13 protein-coding genes are annotated in these 16,723 nt (G+C 61.2%); 12 read left to right on the top strand and 1 reads right to left on the bottom strand.

The window, feature by feature from the left end; all coding sequences use genetic code 11:
• Window positions 1-149: 149 nt before the first annotated feature.
• Complete coding sequence (locus AC1DD7_RS18170; protein WP_441437360.1) at window positions 150-737, top strand: DUF1349 domain-containing protein; 588 nt, start codon at window positions 150-152, stop codon at window positions 735-737.
• A 70-nt stretch (window positions 738-807) separates the two neighbouring features.
• Here the strand turns inward: AC1DD7_RS18170 and AC1DD7_RS18165 are convergent, their stop codons facing one another.
• Window positions 808-2,346: an alpha-L-fucosidase gene (locus AC1DD7_RS18165; RefSeq protein ID WP_441437361.1), complete on the bottom strand. Its 1,539-nt coding sequence runs from the start codon at window positions 2,344-2,346 to the stop codon at window positions 808-810.
• 156 nt (window positions 2,347-2,502) lie between these two features.
• Here AC1DD7_RS18165 and AC1DD7_RS18160 point away from each other — a divergent pair, with 156 nt between their 5' ends.
• The 11 genes from AC1DD7_RS18160 to AC1DD7_RS18110 all read left to right on the top strand — a co-directional run bounded on the left by AC1DD7_RS18160 (window position 2,503) and on the right by AC1DD7_RS18110 (window position 16,156).
• Window positions 2,503-4,935: a carbohydrate binding domain-containing protein gene (locus AC1DD7_RS18160; protein ID WP_441437362.1), complete on the top strand. Its 2,433-nt coding sequence runs from the start codon at window positions 2,503-2,505 to the stop codon at window positions 4,933-4,935.
• A 151-nt stretch (window positions 4,936-5,086) separates the two neighbouring features.
• The gene (locus tag AC1DD7_RS18155) at window positions 5,087-6,091 is read left to right on the top strand and encodes a LacI family DNA-binding transcriptional regulator (RefSeq protein WP_441437363.1); all 1,005 of its coding nucleotides are present in this window, start codon (window positions 5,087-5,089) and stop codon (window positions 6,089-6,091) included.
• A 577-nt stretch (window positions 6,092-6,668) separates the two neighbouring features.
• Window positions 6,669-7,901, top strand: a complete 1,233-nt coding sequence (locus tag AC1DD7_RS18150) for an ABC transporter substrate-binding protein (protein WP_477516068.1) — start codon at window positions 6,669-6,671, stop codon at window positions 7,899-7,901.
• A 69-nt stretch (window positions 7,902-7,970) separates the two neighbouring features.
• The gene (locus AC1DD7_RS18145; RefSeq protein ID WP_441437365.1) at window positions 7,971-8,846 is read left to right on the top strand and encodes a carbohydrate ABC transporter permease; all 876 of its coding nucleotides are present in this window, start codon (window positions 7,971-7,973) and stop codon (window positions 8,844-8,846) included.
• A 1-nt stretch (window position 8,847) separates the two neighbouring features.
• Complete coding sequence (locus AC1DD7_RS18140) at window positions 8,848-9,759, top strand: carbohydrate ABC transporter permease (protein ID WP_441437366.1); 912 nt, start codon at window positions 8,848-8,850, stop codon at window positions 9,757-9,759.
• Window positions 9,760-9,761: 2 nt separating this feature from the next.
• On the top strand, window positions 9,762-10,721 hold the full coding sequence (locus tag AC1DD7_RS18135) for a glycoside hydrolase family 43 protein (protein WP_441437367.1): 960 nt from the start codon (window positions 9,762-9,764) through the stop codon (window positions 10,719-10,721).
• Between the two features lie 75 nt (window positions 10,722-10,796).
• Window positions 10,797-12,704: a beta-L-arabinofuranosidase domain-containing protein gene (locus tag AC1DD7_RS18130; protein ID WP_441437368.1), complete on the top strand. Its 1,908-nt coding sequence runs from the start codon at window positions 10,797-10,799 to the stop codon at window positions 12,702-12,704.
• On the top strand, window positions 12,697-13,491 hold the full coding sequence (locus AC1DD7_RS18125; RefSeq protein WP_441437369.1) for a ThuA domain-containing protein: 795 nt from the start codon (window positions 12,697-12,699) through the stop codon (window positions 13,489-13,491). The genes AC1DD7_RS18130 and AC1DD7_RS18125 overlap by 8 nt, the downstream gene beginning before the upstream one ends.
• On the top strand, window positions 13,488-14,759 hold the full coding sequence (locus tag AC1DD7_RS18120) for a Gfo/Idh/MocA family protein (RefSeq protein WP_441437370.1): 1,272 nt from the start codon (window positions 13,488-13,490) through the stop codon (window positions 14,757-14,759). The genes AC1DD7_RS18125 and AC1DD7_RS18120 overlap by 4 nt, the downstream gene beginning before the upstream one ends.
• A complete protein-coding gene (locus AC1DD7_RS18115) occupies window positions 14,746-15,765 on the top strand; it encodes an acetylxylan esterase (RefSeq protein WP_441437371.1) in 1,020 nt (339 codons plus the stop codon). Before AC1DD7_RS18120 ends, AC1DD7_RS18115 begins: the two co-directional genes overlap by 14 nt.
• An 88-nt stretch (window positions 15,766-15,853) precedes the next feature.
• Window positions 15,854-16,156 carry a hypothetical protein gene (locus AC1DD7_RS18110; protein WP_441437372.1) on the top strand — a complete coding sequence of 101 codons (303 nt, stop codon included), beginning with the start codon at window positions 15,854-15,856 and terminating at the stop codon, window positions 16,154-16,156.
• Window positions 16,157-16,723 lie beyond the last annotated feature (567 nt).

Here is a 16,723-nt window from a genome sequence, read left to right as displayed (position 1 = left end):
AGAACGCTCTGCATGGATTTGGGGCTCGGCACTGATCGTCATCGCTTTGACGGCTTGCGGAGGCAGCGGCACGTCGAGCGACGCCGTGTCCAAGCCTGCCAGCAAGACAGCCACGCCGACGCCGACTGCGGCGAAAAGGAATTGACACAATGACTGAAATTGCTTGGACCGAGGGAACTTGGACGACCGAACCTGCGAACGTGGAGTTTGCCGAAGACGGCATGCTGGTGACCGCCGTCGAGAAGAGTGACGCCTGGCGCGTCACTTCGTACGGATTCATTCACGACACCGAACACGCCCTCCTCGCCCCTTTCGGGCAGGACACTGCCATGGAGGTGTCTTTCCATCTCGATTTCTCGGCCCAGTTCGACCAGGCCGGGATCTTCGTCCGTGTCGATGACACGACATGGATCAAGACGGGCATCGAGTGGAGCGACGGCGAGGGAAGCCTCGGAGCGGTGGTGACGCGTGGTGTATCTGATTGGTCTTTGTCCCCGGTTCCCGGCTGGGATGGCCGGTACGTCACTGTCCGGGCCAGTAGGTCCGGCAACGCCCTGACCGTCCGGGCCCGAGTTGATGACGACCTATGGCAGCTGGTAAGGGTAGCGCCTCTTGACCCGGAAGCTGTCGTCACCGCAGGGCCCTACTGCTGCGCCCCTTCGCGCCCTAACCTCACCGTGCTCTTCACGTCCTGGCGAACGACAGCCCCGGACGACAGCTTGCACCCCGACGCTTAGGTGCCCATCGAAGGCCGCGCTCCCCCGCCTGCCCTAACTGTCCTGCAGTCTCCCAGCACGGATATCCTCCTCATCCGTGCAAGAAGTCTTGACGGGGTGGGCGAGCCTCGTCTTCGAGATAGAGCCGCACGACCGGACCCGCCGCCGTCGACGATTGGGGCGGCAACGTCACATCAAGCGACTCAGCGGAACGCTGCCAAGCAACGTCGTCGGCAGAACCGAGGACTCGAACCTCCCGGATTCCTCGGGTAAGGAGCCCGGCGCCGCTTCCAAACGATCGGATTCTGGCCTTTCCATCCTGCGGATGTGCAAGCAATGTCGCATAAACGTAGTCGCCGGTGACATCGTTCCGAGTCGTGAAACGAACATCGGCGCCGGTGTAATCAGGCGAGGAAGTGTCGACGAACGAGCCGGCCGTGACCACCGTTGGACCTTCCCCGGGAATGATCCACGGTCGACTGCCGTAGATCGCTTCCCCGTTTCGGGTCAGCCACTCCCCGATGGCTTTGAGGAGCTGTCGTTCCCTTTCCGGGATGGTGCCGTCGGGCTTCGGTCCGACGTTCAGGAGGAGAACGCCGTTTTTTGAGACGGTGTCAACCAGTTCGGCAATTAGCTCGTCGGCGCCTTTGTACACGTGTCCTTCGACCCAGCTCCACGATGTTCGCGACACCGACGTGTCATTCTGCCAAATGTCGTCGCGAATGCCGCCCATCGTCCCGCGTTCGATGTCGTAGACAGCGCTCCCGGGCGCGAATGAATTCCACTTGAAGTTGATGACGACCTCACGGCCCCACTCGGCGGCGCGGTTGTAGTAGTACGCAGCGAAGCGACGCAGATACGGCTCGAACGCAGCCGACTCGATCCACCAATCGAAGTAGAAGATCTGCGGCCGGTATTTGTCGACGATCTCGACACACCTCAGAAGCCAGTCCTCGAGAAAGCGCTCATTCGGAGCGATCTCCTCACGCTGGGCCGGTCCATAGAAGTCCGCGTAAGCGGGATCGCGAACGTCGGAGTCGAACCGGGCACCTCCGTTCATGAAGAACCAATGCTCTGCGCGATGACTCGACGCGCCGAGAACCATCCAGGCACGATCCACTGCGTCGCCGAGCTGCCGGAACACGTCCTGGCGCGGGCCCATCTGCGTCACGCTCCACCGCGAACGGCCGGTGTCGTACAGGGCGAAACCGTCGTGGTGCTCGGCCACCGGCACCACGAACTGCGCCCCGGCCTCCTTGAACAGCGCGGTCCAGTCGTCGGGCTGGAACTTGTCCATGGTGAAACTTGGGATGAAGTCCTTGTACCCGAATGTGCGCTGCGCTCCGTATGTGGCGATGTGATGCTCGAATGACTTCGTACCCTGCAGGTACATGGAGCGGGAGTACCACTCGTCCTCAAACGCAGGGACGGAGAACACTCCCCAATGGAGGAAGATCCCAAACTTGCCGTCGCGATACCACAGCGGTGCCCGGTACCTCTGTAGCGACTCCCAGGTCGAGTCGTAGGGCCCGGCATCGATGACCTGCTTCACGCCCGCCAACGCCGCGGTGTTATCAGAAACATCGACCGGAACGGGGAGGTCGTCAGGGTTGATCAAGGGCAACGTCATTGTGGATCCTTCTCACGAGCGTCATCGAATCGAGGTTTTTGGGCCAAGCCGACCTGTTGGAAGGTTGACAGCATTGGGCGTTCTGCAGGACAGTGTACCTCAACTTGGAGCGCTCCAAGGATATGACTGTTCAAAGGAGAATGGAATGGAAATCCCATGCTGAAAAGTCCGAAACGTCCCCGAGCCATGCTTTCCCTCCTCGCCGCCGTACTCCTCACGGTGGCGGCACAAAGCAACGCCGGGGTGGCAAACGCTGCAGGATCAGACCACTTCGTTGATTGCTCGGCCAGCACGAATGGCCTGGGGACTCAGGCGAGTCCGTGGAATTCGCTGGCACCGGTGAACTCCCTGCAGTTCGGCCCTGGCGAACGAGTCCTGTTCAAGGCGGGAACGACCTGCGTTGGTCAGCTGACACCGTCCGGGTCGGGAGCGGCAGGCAGCCCCGCCGTCATCACAAGCTATGGATCTGGTGCCAGCCCGACCATCGATGGCAACGGCGTGGTGGGTGCGGTGATCAAGCTCCTCAACGTCCAGCAGTGGCAACTCTCGGGTCTCGAGGTCCGTAACGCCGCGGCGTCCCCCGCGTTCAGGAGCGGAGTGCTGGTCGAGAACTCGTCGGGGACGACGCTCTCGGGCATTTCCATTACCAACATGACGGTTCGCAATATCTCCGGATGGTCAGGCGGCTGGTACTCGTCGAACGCGGGAATCGGCGTCCAGACCGACCAGACGGCGTCCGTCTCCACCTGGAACGACATCACGATCGCCAACAACACCTTCGACCACGTCGACCGCATCGCCATTGCTGTCACACCAGACGGCAACGCTCGTGGTACGGGCCAGACGACGAACGTTCGCATCCTGAACAACAACATCCGGTACTCCGGCGGCGACGACATCCTGGTCGTCAACGGCGCTGGAGCGCTGATTGACGGGAATGATGCGGCATACGGCGGGGTCAAAGCGACGACCGGCTGCCCGCCCTCCGGGAACATCTGCAATACGGCCGCAGCTTCAATCTGGGTGGCCGGCAGCAGCGACACGACGATCCAGAACAACACAGTGGCGTGCACGATCAACCAGCAGGACGGCATGGCGTTCGACGTCGACTGGGGCAACCACAATACGACGATCCAGTACAACTACTCGCGCAATAACTCCGGTGGCTTTCTCTTGATGATGCAGCAGATCGGGAGCGAACCCCCAAGCGACGGAACGGTCGTCCGCTACAACGTGAGCGAAGACGATACGAACACGGCCGGTTGCCCGATTACCAGCAACTTCAACCGAGCTCACAACGTGTTTGACTTTCCCGGGGCCATCCCCAACCAGAGCGGCTCAGCCGCGCCCCTTCCGGACATCTACAACAACACGATCTATATCTCATCCGGACGGGCGACATCGGTGATCGGAACGCGAACCGGCAATACGCAGTCAGGTTCCTACAAGCTCCGAAACAACCTGGTGCTGAACTTCGGATCCAAGGGCTACCTGCAGACGACGGGTTCCGTCTTCGCCAACAACCTGCTGTATGGGCCGCGCAATAACAATGAGCCGACGACGGGGACCATCTATCTGTCGCCACAGTTGGTCGGTCCGCTGCAATCCGCGACGCAGGCATCGGGCGGCGCGGCGGCCTATCAGCCGCGCGAGTCCTCGCCCGCCTTGGGCGCTGGCGTCCCCATCGCCTCGAACGGCGGCCGGGATTTCGTCGGCAACCCGGTTGCGGCTGTACCCAGTATCGGTGCCTATGAGACAGCCAGCACGAATCTTGTTCCAAATGGCAGCTTTGATTCGGGAGCCCTCACGCCCTGGACGCTGAGTGGGTCAGGATCGTCAGTGACGACAAGTACGTGGTCGAACGGCCCCTCTGCCCTGCAGACCGGCAATGCGAACAGCGGAGCCGAAAACACTGTCAGCGGGCTCACTCCCTCGACCACGTACCTCCTCTCGGCATGGGTCAAGGTGGGTGTCGTCGGCGAGCAGCTCGCGATAGGAGTCAAGAACTACGGCGGAACGGAGACCTTCAGCAAATCGACCGACACGGCCTGGGCGCTCAATACGGTGGCATTCACGACCGGATCCACCAACACGACCGCGACGATCTACTGCTACAAGAACGCCGGGACCGGCCCGGGCTTCTGTGACGACTTCAGCATCGTCAAGCTCACCAACCCAGGAAGCCTGGTGTCTAACGGAGGGTTCGAGACCGGCTCTCCATCACCCTGGACGCCGTCGTCGTCAGTCCCCGTCAGCCTCAACGCTGGTGCCGCCCACAGCGGGTCGTTCGGGCTCGCGACGGGACCGGCGAACAGTGGGGTTCAGCAAACGATCAACGGGCTCCGGCCCGGCACGACGTACGTTCTCACGGGGTGGCTGCATGCGGTGGCGGGCGAGGAGATTGCTCTCGGCGTCAAGTCATTCGGCGCTGCCGAGTCATTCCACGCGGTGGCCGGGGCGACATACGCTCCCGCGGCAGTGGTGTTCACCACGGGCACTGCCAGCACGCAAGCAACCGTCTATTGCTACAAGAACGCGGGATCGGCGGCCGGGGCATGCGATGACCTCGCGCTGAAAGAGGTGGGCTAGTCACCAACTCAATCTGTGGCTGTGTCGGCAAATCGCCGACACAGCCACATCGCGCTACTGTCTTTCGTACGCTACTGTCTTTGTTACGCTCCAAATCGGCCGCCGGCCGATGGATCTTCAGGCGCGGCGAGTTAATTATCGAAGGACGGGAATGGGCCGGCAAGTAACACTGGAAGACGTCGCCGCCGAGGCGCACGTCTCGAAGAGCAGCGTTTCGAACGTGATCCGAAACCATCCGAATGTTAGGGAATCGATGCGCCAGCGCGTCAACGCGGCCATCGAAAAACTCGGCTACCGCCCCCAGGCCATTGGCCAGAATCTCGTCTCAGGGCGGACGGGTCTCGTGAGTCTTGCGATCCCCAATTTTGCGCAGCCCTACTTCGCCGAGTTGGCGCGGGCCGCGGTTGCCGCAGCCGACGATGCCGGGATGCGCCTGATCGTTCAGCAGACCGATAATCTCCTGGAGCGTGAACGAGAAGCTGCGGACTCGTGGAATCTGGGCTCCGCGGATGGTCTCATCTTCAGCCCATCGGTGATCGAGGACGAAGAGATCGAACTGAGGCGTGGCCGGGCACCGCTCGTGCTGTTGGGTGAGCGATCGAAGTTGTCGTCCGTTGATCGCGTCGGCATTGACTCGGTGGCGATTTCACACACTGCCACCAAGCACCTGTTGGATCAGGGCCGGTCGCGACTGGTGATGATCGGGGACAAGACGTTCGGTGACCCATTCGTGGTGTCGGAGCGTGAAGCCGGTTTTCACCTGGCGCTGGAGGAGGCCGGTCTGCGCGAAGCCGGGCCCGTCACGGCCGTTCGGGATTGGACTCGCGACGACGGAGCCCGCTCAATCGAAGAGCTCGTCGACGCCGGCGTCGAGTTTGACGGGGTTTTCTGCGCGAACGACCTGCTCGCACTGGGCGCGATGTCGGCGCTTCGGCGACGCGGCCTGAAGGTCCCGGAGGACGTCGCGGTGATCGGAATCGACGACATCGAAGACGGCCGGTTTGCTTCACCGACGCTTTCCACGATGTTCATCGACAAAGAGTGGATGGCGCGTGAGGCGATCCGGCTGCTAGCCAAGCAACTCACCGACCCGGACTCGGTCCCCGAACAACTCAGCGTTCCGTTCCACCTCGTCGCGCGCGAATCAACCGCTTAGCCCGCTGACCCCGGGGAAACCACATCAGTTGTCGCCGGCACCTGCGCAGCGACTGCCCCCTGCCCTGCCCAGCAGAACCGCAGAGCCTCCATCACCGGCTCCCCGAAGGGCGGACGCTGCGGCGCCCGCGGGTGCACGGCCCTCAGCCTCCGGTGCTATCCGCACGGCCTTCCGTCCATGGTCCCGATGCAGCCGGTCCTCGCACACAAACTCCTCCGGAACCTGCTTCTCGCTGCCAGATTGAAGCGGGCGTAGCGGGTCGATATCGCCTTCGTGACGTCACTGCGTTCGCTTTTTGAAAGCTCCCCGGTGGAGCGTGCCGTAGCGGCGCGCGCCAGACGGCGCCCGCCGCTACGGGACATTCACAGAGGATTCCTCGAACACCGCTCCCGGGCATCTCTGAGAAGTCGAAAGCGCTGACTTGACAAATCCATGGTGCGAGATCATTCTGTAGATGCGCCCATTTGGAGCGTTACAAATTCTCAATGGAGAGGACACCATGAATCACAGCACCCGACCTGTTCGCAGGGATGTTGCTCCTTCAGACAGCACTAGAGGCCGTCGCGGACGCCTGGTCGTGGGAGCTGTTCTCGCCCTGTCCGCGCTCCTGATGACGGGTTGCTCGTCGACTGGCGCAAGCGGAACCGGCGACAAGACTGTCCTGAAGGTGTATGGCTGGAAAGGCGGCGACGCCGAGCCGGCGAACGTGAAAGAAATCAACGCCGCCTTCGAGAAGGCGAATCCTGATATTTCGCTCAAGTACGAATTCATCCCGTCAGCTGCATATCCCCAGCGTGTGCAGTCCGAACTTCTCGCCGGAAACACCGCCGACGTCATCATGACCGACTCGGCCAAGGTTCAGGACTGGGGATCCTCGGGATACCTCGAGGATCTGTCGTCGCAGCCCTGGGTGGGCGGGGTGCGCAAGGAGATCAAGCCGTTCGTTGAGAACGAGGGTAAGACCTATGCGATGCCGATGGAGGTTATTGGCATTTCGCTGTTCGCCAACAACGCCCTGCTGCAGAAGGCAGGAATCACGTCGACGCCCGCGACGTGGCCCGAGTTCGAGGCGGCCCTTCAGAAGGCGAAGGACGCCGGCATCACTCCAATTTCTTTGCCCAACAAGGGCGGGTGGACGGGAGACGCGGCGATCAACGCCATTGCTGCCACGCTCGTGTACAAAGACAACCCGACGTTCGACGCGGACTTCGTGCAAGGAAAGGCGTCTTTCTCTACGTGGAAGTCGTCGCTGCAGCAACTGATGGATCTGCAGTCGAAGGGGTTTGTTGATTTCAAGAGCGAGCTTGGCGTTGATGAGTGGAGCACTGGGATCTCTGACTTCCAGGCGGGCAAGAGCGCATTCTATGTGCAGGGCGCGTGGAACCAGTCAGCGTTCACGAAGGCCGGGCTGGATGACTCGTTGATCCCGTGGCCGGCGACCAGCAAGGCCGATTCGAACGCGAACCTGTTTGTCGGGACGATGTTCAGCGTCAATGCCAAGTCGAAGGTCAAGTCGGCGGCAGAGAAGTATGTCGAGTTCTGGTCTGAGAGCAAGAACGCCTCTCCTTATCTGGAGGCCGAGAATGCAGTGTCGCCGTTCACCAACGGCGAGAACCCGTCCGGAGCCGCGACAAAGGCCTTCGTTGCGGCGGTGAACGAGGGAAGGTACCGCATCCTTCCTTCCAACACGTGGGCGGATGCCGCGGGCGAGAAGACATTGCAGGAGCAGATCCAGGCCCTCTGGCTTGGTCAGCAGAGCATCGATCAGACGGTCAAGAACCTCGACGAGAAGCTCAAGCCCAAGAAGTAGGCAACGGCGGCAGGGGCCGTGTGGCATCCAGCTCGGCCCCTGCCGTTCAGTTCAATTGAAGGAATTTCGATGATCCACCGCAGACCGCTCGTAGCCGTCGCTTTCATGGCCCCCGCCCTGGCGTTGTACTTCGCCATTATTGTGTACCCGCTGGTGCAGGGGCTCGTGTTGAGCGTCACGGACAGCAAGATTGGCAATGCCGGCGACTTCGTCGGAGCGGCGAATTACGCCGCCATGGCAAAGGACGGCGACGTCATACGAGCACTGGGCGTCACGGTGGCGTATGCGGTCGTGGTGGTCATCGCACAGAATGCGATCGGTCTGGTCCTGGCCAGGGCTCTGTTCATGCGCCCGCGCGTCCGCCAGCTGGGCAGCACAATCATTCTCGTTCCCACTCTCATGTCAGCCGTGATGGCCGCGTTCGTCTGGAACTCGCTTCTGGCACCAGACGGAGCTGTCAACTCCCTCCTTAAATCGCTGGGTTTGAACACGCTCACACATGTGTGGCTCGGCGATCCGTCAACGGCACTCTGGGCGATCGCGCTGGTCAACATTTGGATGTTTTCGGGCTATTCAGCTGCCATCTTTTTAGCCGGGTACATGAACCTCCCGGCCGAACTCCTCGACGCATCGAGCGTGGATGGAGCGACAGGCTGGCGCAGATTTGTCTCGGTCGAGTGGCCGCTTCTCGCCCCGGCCACGACCGTAAGCGTCACCCTTTCCCTTCTGGGGTCGCTCAAAGTTTTCGAACTCCCCTTCGTGATGACGAACGGTGGGCCAGCCGGTTCAACCACGACCCTGACCATGCTGATCTTCCAAAAGATCTTCGGAGGACAGGGAAGTTTCGCCTATGGCACGACCATTGCCGTCCTGCTTCTGGTTGTCGTCGTGCTGTTTGCCGGAGCCACCCAATCCCTTCTTCGACGTCGCGAGGAGCGAATCTAACATGGAGAACACAACGATCACCGCAGCTCCAACACCCCCGACAGCATTCCGAGGGGAACGTCGAGCGGAACGTCGAGCCGGGGCACGACGTCGGCGCGGGCCCCTATCGCTGGTCGGCGACGTGATCCTGGCCATGTCCGTCATCCTGATCTTCGTCCCGTTCGCCTACACAGTCGTGACATCCTTGCGCCCGCCTTCCGACGTGATCAACGATCCGCTGGGCTGGCCGACGAGCCTGACGATCGATAACATCACGAACGCCTATTCGAAGATGAACTACACCCAGGGGGTGCTCAGTTCGACCATTGTCTTGGCGGGCGCGTTGATCTTGACCATCATCGTCGGAGCGCTTGCCGCGTACCCGCTTGCACGTATCACCCGTTCGTGGACGACGTGGGTGTACCGCCTCTTCCTTGCGGGCTCGACGGTCCCGATCTTTGTACTAATCGCACCGCTATACCTCTTGCTTCGAGACGTTGGCCTTCTGAACAGCTACGCGGGAATCATTCTCGCCTACACCGCCATCAACCTTCCGGTCGCGATCTTCTTCTACACGTCGTTCTTCCGACAGATTCCGATCGAGCTGGAGGAAGCGGCCGCGATCGATGGATCGGGACCGGTGCGCACGTTCTTCGTTGTGCTGTTCCCTCTCCTCCGACCCGTCACTGCGACCCTTGCCACGTTCCTGACTCTCAGTGTCTGGAATGACCTGCTCATTCCGCTGGTCTTCGTGCAGGATCCATCGTTGAAAACGGTGATGGTGAATGCCTACTCCCTTGTTGGCAGCTACACCCTGGACCCGAGTTTGCTCTTCCCCGCCGCGTTGCTCGGCGTCGCGCCCCTACTCATCGTGTTTGCCTTCTTGCAACGGCAAATCGTAAGCGGACTCACGATGGGTGCCGTGAAGTCCTGACAATGGCGAACAACAACTTACAACAGGCAACCGCTCTCCAAACAACGAACCCACGCCACGCCACGATCGAACGGTCCGAATTGCGCATCCGAGACCCGTACATCGTGGAGTACGAGGACCGCTACCTGCTCTTCGGGACGACGGATCCGAGCCCCTGGCACGGGCCGGGGGCCGGGTTCGACCGTTACGAGAGCGATGACCTCGAGCAGTGGAGTGGACCCTTCCCTGCCTTTCGTCCGGGTCCTGGATTCTGGGGCGAGACCCAATTTTGGGCGCCAGAAGTGCATTACTACAACGGCACATGGTGGATGTTTGCGACCTTCGCCGACCGCGCGGGCCGCCGCGGCACCCAGGTGCTGGCAGCAGCAGCCCCAGATGGGCTGTTCCAACCATGGAGTGACGGACCTGTCACACCGAGTGGATGGATGTGTCTTGATGGCACCCTGTACCAGGATCGCTCCGGTGCGCCATGGCTGGTCTTCTGTCATGAATGGCTTCAGGCAGGGGATGGCGCAATTTATGCGCAGCGTCTCAGTGACGACTTGCGAACCTCGAGAGGGGATCCGATTCTCCTGTTCACGGCCTCCGAGGCGCCCTGGACACGACCCTTTCGCAATGAGGAAACGGGTTACGACGACATCGCGTTCATCACTGATGGTCCCTTCGTGATCCACGATGACGCGGGGCTTGCACTCCTCTGGTCCAGCGGCGGCGAAGGAGGCTATTCAGTCGGAGTGGCCCGCAGCTCCACCGGACTCATCACCGGACCTTGGGTGCACGAATCGCAACCCCTCGTTGGATCTGATGGCGGACACGCAATGCTGCTCACAACACGAAATAGCCGCTTTCTGGTGTTTCACCAGCCCAATGAACTGACCTTTGAGAGGCTTACGATCCGATGCGTGGCCGAAACCAACGGGATCTACCGGGTCCCAGCTCCAAATGACGACTATTCCAACTAAACAAAACAATCGCCTCAGTGGCTTAGCCGGGCGACCTTTCCTTAGTGTCCTTTTTTGAACTGATCGGGAGATCTTGTGAATCAGAGAATTTCCGTTGGCTTCGTAGGACCTCGTGATGCTGAACTACTTGAGGGTCCCGCGCTGTCCAGAGCACAGGTGAATCGCGAATATTTGATGAGTCTCACCGCTGAGAACTTACTTCGCCCCTATCGCATGGAGGCGGGGTTGTGGCGATACTCCGGCTCTGTAGGGACAACTGTCGGAGAAACTGCAGCCGACGGCCCCGAAAACTGGCACTGGGGATGGGAATCGCCCACGAGTGACCTTCGCGGACATATCCTCGGTCACTGGTTGTCGGCCGCAGCCTACCTGTCAACACACGACGAGGAAGTACGAGCGCGAGCCAACCACATTGTCAAAGAGCTGGTCAGATGCCAGGAGGCGAATGGCGGTCAGTGGGTGGCTGGGATTCCGCGCGGATATATGGACCGGGTTGTGCAGGGTCAGGAGGTGTGGGCACCCCAATATACGGTTCACAAGATCCTCATGGGGCTGTGGGACATGTACGCGATCGGAGGCAGCGCCGCAGCGCTGAAGCTGCTCACGAACTTCGCTGATTGGTTCGTGCAGTGGACGGATCATTTGAGCCGCGGGCAGCTTGACGATGTTCTGGATGTGGAGACCGGGGGGATGCTGGAGATTTGGGCGAATCTCTACGGCGAAACGGGCGAGAATAAATACTCAGTGTTGATGAGCCGCTACGACCGCCCACGCTTCTTCGATCGTCTGCTCAGCGGTGAGGACGTGTTGACCAACAGGCACGCCAATACGCAAATCCCTGAAATACTGGGCGCTGCCCGAGCGTGGGAGGTTACGGGAGACCGGCGCTGGCGTGACATCGTCGAAGCGTTTTGGTTTCAGGCCGTTACTTCCCGTGGCACTTACTGTACGGGTGGGTCTACATCGGGAGAGGTCTGGCAACCTTCGAAAATTGTACTTTCGCGTTTGCACCGCGTGCAGGAGCATTGCACTGTTTACAACATGATGCGTTTGGCGCAAACCTTGTATAGCTGGACGGGCGAAAAGAGCTATGCGGACTACTGGGAACGGAACCTCGTAAACGGAATTTTTGCGCAGCAAAATCAGAGGACAGGCATGGTGACCTACTTTCTTCCCCTCGCGCCTGGCAGTGAGAAACAATGGGGTTCGCGCACCAACGACTTCTGGTGCTGCCACGGCACCCTCCTGCAAGCGCACTCTCACCACGCGACGGCTGCCGTGCAGCGGGACGAGGATGGTCTCCGCATCAGCCAATACATACCCTCGGACACACGTTGGGACGATGTCGCCGACACAAGCGTCGCCATTCGGATTCAGCAGGATCCTCTCGACGGTGTGGTGTTCGGACAAACTGAAACCCTGGACGGTCTAAACGCTATCCAACGTCTGGAGCCGGATCTGCCGACCGAACGCCCCGACCGAATGGTCTTCGATATCAAGGTGCGTCCAGACCAAACGACGCGATTCACCTTGCGACTACGAATACCAGATTGGGTCCGTGCCCCACTTCGCGTGTATTGCAACGGGAATGAGCTTGCTTACGTCGAGGAAGAAGGGTGGGTTCTCGTCGATCGCGACTGGTCGGCGGGAGATCTCCTACGCGTCGAATTCCCGACCCGGGTTCGCGCCATCCCGGCTCCCGAGAACCCTGGCGTACTGTCCTTCGAAGACGGACCCTATGTTCTCGCTGGATTGACCTCACGGCGCGTGCCAGTCGAACGCGCACATGGCGGGGACGCCACCACTATTCTCGCGCCGGATGAGACCAGGACGCATCACTGGTGGAATGCAGGCACGTACCGCACCATCCGCACCCCTGACATACAATTCGTACCCCTTTCCGACCTAACTGAAGGCGACTACACCGTCTACTTTCCCGTGGAGTCCGGCGATGACAGAAGTACAAGGAGCTTCAATGAGTAAAAGCACCCCGATCCGGGTCACAGTTTGGAACGAAAACCGGCATGAGCAGGAACACGAGCAGGTGGCAAAACTCTACCCCCGCGGCATTCACGGCGCAGTGAAGGAGGGTATCGAGGAGAACCTGGGTGCCGCCGTCGTCGTCCGCACCGCCACCCTGGACGAGCCGGAGCACGGCCTTACCGAAGAGGTCCTGGCCACCACGGACGTCCTGACCTGGTGGGGGCACATGTCCCACGCCGATGTCGATGACGAGATCGTGGAGCGGGTGCACCGCCACGTGCTCTCGGGAATGGGGCTGATCGTGCTCCACTCAGGCCACTGGTCCAAGATCTTCACCAAGCTCATGGGCACCACGTGCACCCTGCGCTGGCGGAGCGAGCAGGACCGCGAGCTGGTGTGGACCGTGGACCCCACCCACCCCATCGCCAAGGGCGTTCCGCACCCCATCATCATTGATGAGCAGGAAATGTACGGCGAATTCTTCGACATCCCTGGGCCGGAGGAACTGGTCTTCATCAGTTCGTTCAGCGGCGGCGAAGTCTTCCGCTCCGGCTGCACTTTCCGACGCGGCCACGGCAAGATCTTCTACTTCAGCCCCGGCGATCAGGACTTCCCGGTGTATCACCACAAGGACATCCGCCGGGTCATCTCCAACGCCGTCCAGTGGGCATTCACCGACCGGTCGCGCCGGGAACTTCCGGAACTGCTGCAATATGACACCGATGAGTTCTACAAGGGCGCCGACTACAAGGGCGCCACCGCGATCTACGAGGAAACCACGGCATGAGCCGCCCGTTCGCGACAATTGAGGACGATCGGGGTCCGCTAAAAGTGCTGCTGGTCGGCGCCGGAGCCATGGGCCACACCTGGCTGGGGGCGGTGGAGGCCTCGCCGCTCGTGGAGCTCAGCGGCATCGTTGACCTTAACCTGGACGCCGCGCGTGCCAGCGCCGCCTCGATCGGCAAACCTGACCTTCCAGTGGGGAGGGGAACAGCGCAACTGGCGTCCGACGTCGGCGCCCAGGCGGTCATCAACGTCACGGTTCCGGCCGCCCACCACCCCGTATCCGCCGAGGCGCTCTTCGCCGGGCTTCCCGTGCTGGGCGAAAAGCCGGTTGCGTCCACCGTGGCTCAGGGCCTGAGCCTGGTCGCTGCCGCCGAGCTCACCGGCCAGTTGTTCATGGTCAGCCAGTCCCGCCGCTACAACCGCGACCTGTTCGCCGGCAAGGCTCTCGCCGGCGGGCTCGGCCGGCTGGGCACGCTGTCCGCCGATTTCTTCAAGGCACCGCATTTCGGCGGATACCGCGACCAGATGGAGCACCCGCTACTGCTGGACATGGCCATCCACCAGTTCGACATGGCGCGCTTCCTCCTGGACGCGGACCCCGTCTCCGTATTCTGCGAGGAATACAACCCTGCTTGGAGCTGGTATCGAGGGGACGCGGCAGCCGTAGCGTCCTTCGAAATGTCCGGCGGCGAGCGGTTCGTGTTCAACGGAAGCTGGTGCAGCCCCGGGCAGGAAACCTCCTGGAACGCAGCCTGGCGGCTCGGCGGCGAAAACGGGACTGTCGTGTGGGACGGTGATAATCCCCCGACCGTGACCCCATCCTCCCCCGCAGACGCCGCTGCTGACATTGCTGTAGAGGATACTGTTCAGGTGCATGCCCCCGTTCACCCGGGCCGGAGAGTGGTGGAGGAGCCGGGCCCGGACGTCCACGGATCCTTGCACGAGTTCGTTTCAGCGCTCCGAACAGGAACTCCGCCCATGGGTCAGGTTCACGCGAACATCCTCAGCCTGGCCATGGTGGAAGCAGCCATCGAAAGCGCAGCCACCGGCTGGCGGGTGCAGATCGACGCACTACTGGAACGTTCCTATGAAGAGGCTGTCCGGGACGAGAAGCGGCAGGACGTGGCCGCCGTCCTCCACTCCTGGTCCATCGATGGTGCCTTCTCCGCCGCAGCCGCCCTCGGAGCTGCTCCTGGTACGGAAATGCCAAGCCAGATCCAGCCAGCCCCTCCAGAAAACAACAGAATCGGACGCGATGCCACTTTTTGACCTCCCGTTGGCCCAGCTCCGCAGCTATACCTCCGATGTGACGATGCCGGAAGACCTTCGCGAATTCTGGGATGCCACGATCGCGGATGCCAGAGCCTACCCCCTGAACGCCCGGTTTGAGCCCGTCGAGAACTACCTTTCTGTGATCGACACCTTTGACGTGACCTTCGCAGGGTACGGTGGGGAACCCATCAAGGGATGGCTGCACCTCCCTGCCACCAGGGACTCAGGTTCCAGGCTGCCTGTGGTGGTCCACTACGTCGGCTACTCCGGTGGGCGGGGACTGGCGAACCAGGAAACAGGGTGGGCGCAGGCGGGGTACGCGCATTTCATCATGGACACCCGTGGCCAGGGTTACGGTTTTGCTGTGGGTGAGACTGCTGATCCCCATCCGTCGGCTGGCGGCGTGGGTTATGCCGGCTTCATGACCCGGGGCGTCGGCAGCCGCGAAGACTACTACTACCGGCGGGTGTACACGGATGCCTTCCGGGCAGTGGAGGCAGCACAATCCCACCCTGAGGTGGATGCGGCACGAGTCGTCCTCGCCGGCGGAAGTCAGGGCGGCGGCATTGTGGTAGCTGTCTCCGGGCTGGTGGCCGGTCGGCTCGACGGCGTCGTGGCAGCTTTGCCCGACGTCCCGTTCCTGCAGGATTTTCCGCGCGCTATCGACATCGCCCCGCGTGGCCCGTACCCGGAAATCGCCGCCTTCCTTGCCCGTCATCGGGACCGGTATGAGCAAGTACTTGACGTCCTGCGCTATTTCGACGGCGTCAACCTCGGACGATGGGCTACGGCGCCTGCGCTCTACTCGGCAGCGCAAAGTGACGACATCTGCCCGCCCTCTACTGTCTTCGCCAGCTTCAACGCGTACGGCTCGGGCACTTCTGACGCGTCCCGTCCCGGCCCAACGAAGGAGATGGAGGTGTACAGGTTCAACAACCATGAAGGAGGGCAGGAACACCACTGGATAAAGCAGGTTCTGTTTCTCCGCCAGCTCCTAGTCTAACTCCCGGTTCAAATCGGCCGAAAAGACAAACCTGCTACTAGTGGGTTTGTGCATTTTCGACGGCAATCCTCATCAAGAACCTCGCCGCGTGCTGTCAATGCTCCCGGTCTCTGTGTCCCGTGGGTACTTCGACGTTGCCCTCATGTCGGCAACCTTGGCGATCATCGGCTACCGCTGCATCCATAAGTTCTCCCACATCGTAGCGGTCCTCAGCGCCGTCGTGTTCGTGATCCTGCTTGTCCGCATTATCACCGACTCGAACCTGGGCGCGGTCGTCGAAACGAACGTCTTCGATGGTGCCGCATTCGTCCTCGGGGTTTCCCTGTCGGCCGAGTTCCAAGGCGAGTCTGAGAAATCAACGCCCCTGACGGTCCCCTCTTCCTTAGCTTGACGACAGGGCACTTATCGGCAGACTGGCCGCTTCCGCACGCTCGGCCGTCAAGCGCGTGATCCGGCAAACCTCCACAGCCCCTGCCAACGACTAAGAGCCCGCGCCGCCCCCCTTGCATTCGTAGTGCCGCATCGACTAAACGGATAAATCCGGCCTGAATGCCCTCGGTCGGCTCAGCGACGGAACCGCGCACGCAATGAAATTCAAGACCGGCGTCATGTCGTCATTGCACGCGCATGCGATGAGCAGAATGTGGGCCGAAGGAGGACTAGGCAAATGGCTGCGAACAGCTACGAAAAAGCGGATTTAAGTGTGGACAATGTACACACCCCCTTTGGCCTGACAAAGCCGTCCCCAGCTAAGGCTCTCCGCTCCGGCAATGAGCCAGAACTGAAGAACTTTGACGCAGGCTCTCGAAGTCATGTCGCGCTCAGTACCCCTACCCATGAAGAGGTGTAGGCCAACCACGACCTACCGAACGAACCAAGAGAGGAACATATAACCCCAGCTCACAGCACGCGGAGGGCCAACCAGCCACGACCCTGAACCCGCTCCCCCACAACAAAA

The sequence above is a fragment of the Paenarthrobacter sp. 10L412 genome (genome assembly GCF_056395565.1).
The sequence above is the reverse complement of the archived record's forward strand: the minus strand, read 5'-3'. Positions and strand labels throughout refer to the sequence as shown.

What these genes read in the sequence shown, in the direction of transcription:
- AC1DD7_RS18140 (WP_441437366.1), top strand. Translation starts at nt 8,848, where the DNA reads ATGGAGAACACAACGATCACCGCAGCTCCAACACCCCCGACAGCATTC.
- AC1DD7_RS18170 (WP_441437360.1), top strand. Translation starts at nt 150, where the DNA reads ATGACTGAAATTGCTTGGACCGAGGGAACTTGGACGACCGAACCTGCG.
- AC1DD7_RS18125 (WP_441437369.1), top strand. Translation starts at nt 12,697, where the DNA reads ATGAGTAAAAGCACCCCGATCCGGGTCACAGTTTGGAACGAAAACCGG.
- AC1DD7_RS18145 (WP_441437365.1), top strand. Translation starts at nt 7,971, where the DNA reads ATGATCCACCGCAGACCGCTCGTAGCCGTCGCTTTCATGGCCCCCGCC.
- AC1DD7_RS18135 (WP_441437367.1), top strand. Translation starts at nt 9,762, where the DNA reads ATGGCGAACAACAACTTACAACAGGCAACCGCTCTCCAAACAACGAAC.
- AC1DD7_RS18115 (WP_441437371.1), top strand. Translation starts at nt 14,746, where the DNA reads ATGCCACTTTTTGACCTCCCGTTGGCCCAGCTCCGCAGCTATACCTCC.
- AC1DD7_RS18165 (WP_441437361.1), bottom strand. Translation starts at nt 2,346, where the DNA reads ATGACGTTGCCCTTGATCAACCCTGACGACCTCCCCGTTCCGGTCGAT.
- AC1DD7_RS18160 (WP_441437362.1), top strand. Translation starts at nt 2,503, where the DNA reads ATGCTGAAAAGTCCGAAACGTCCCCGAGCCATGCTTTCCCTCCTCGCC.
- AC1DD7_RS18155 (WP_441437363.1), top strand. Translation starts at nt 5,087, where the DNA reads ATGGGCCGGCAAGTAACACTGGAAGACGTCGCCGCCGAGGCGCACGTC.
- AC1DD7_RS18120 (WP_441437370.1), top strand. Translation starts at nt 13,488, where the DNA reads ATGAGCCGCCCGTTCGCGACAATTGAGGACGATCGGGGTCCGCTAAAA.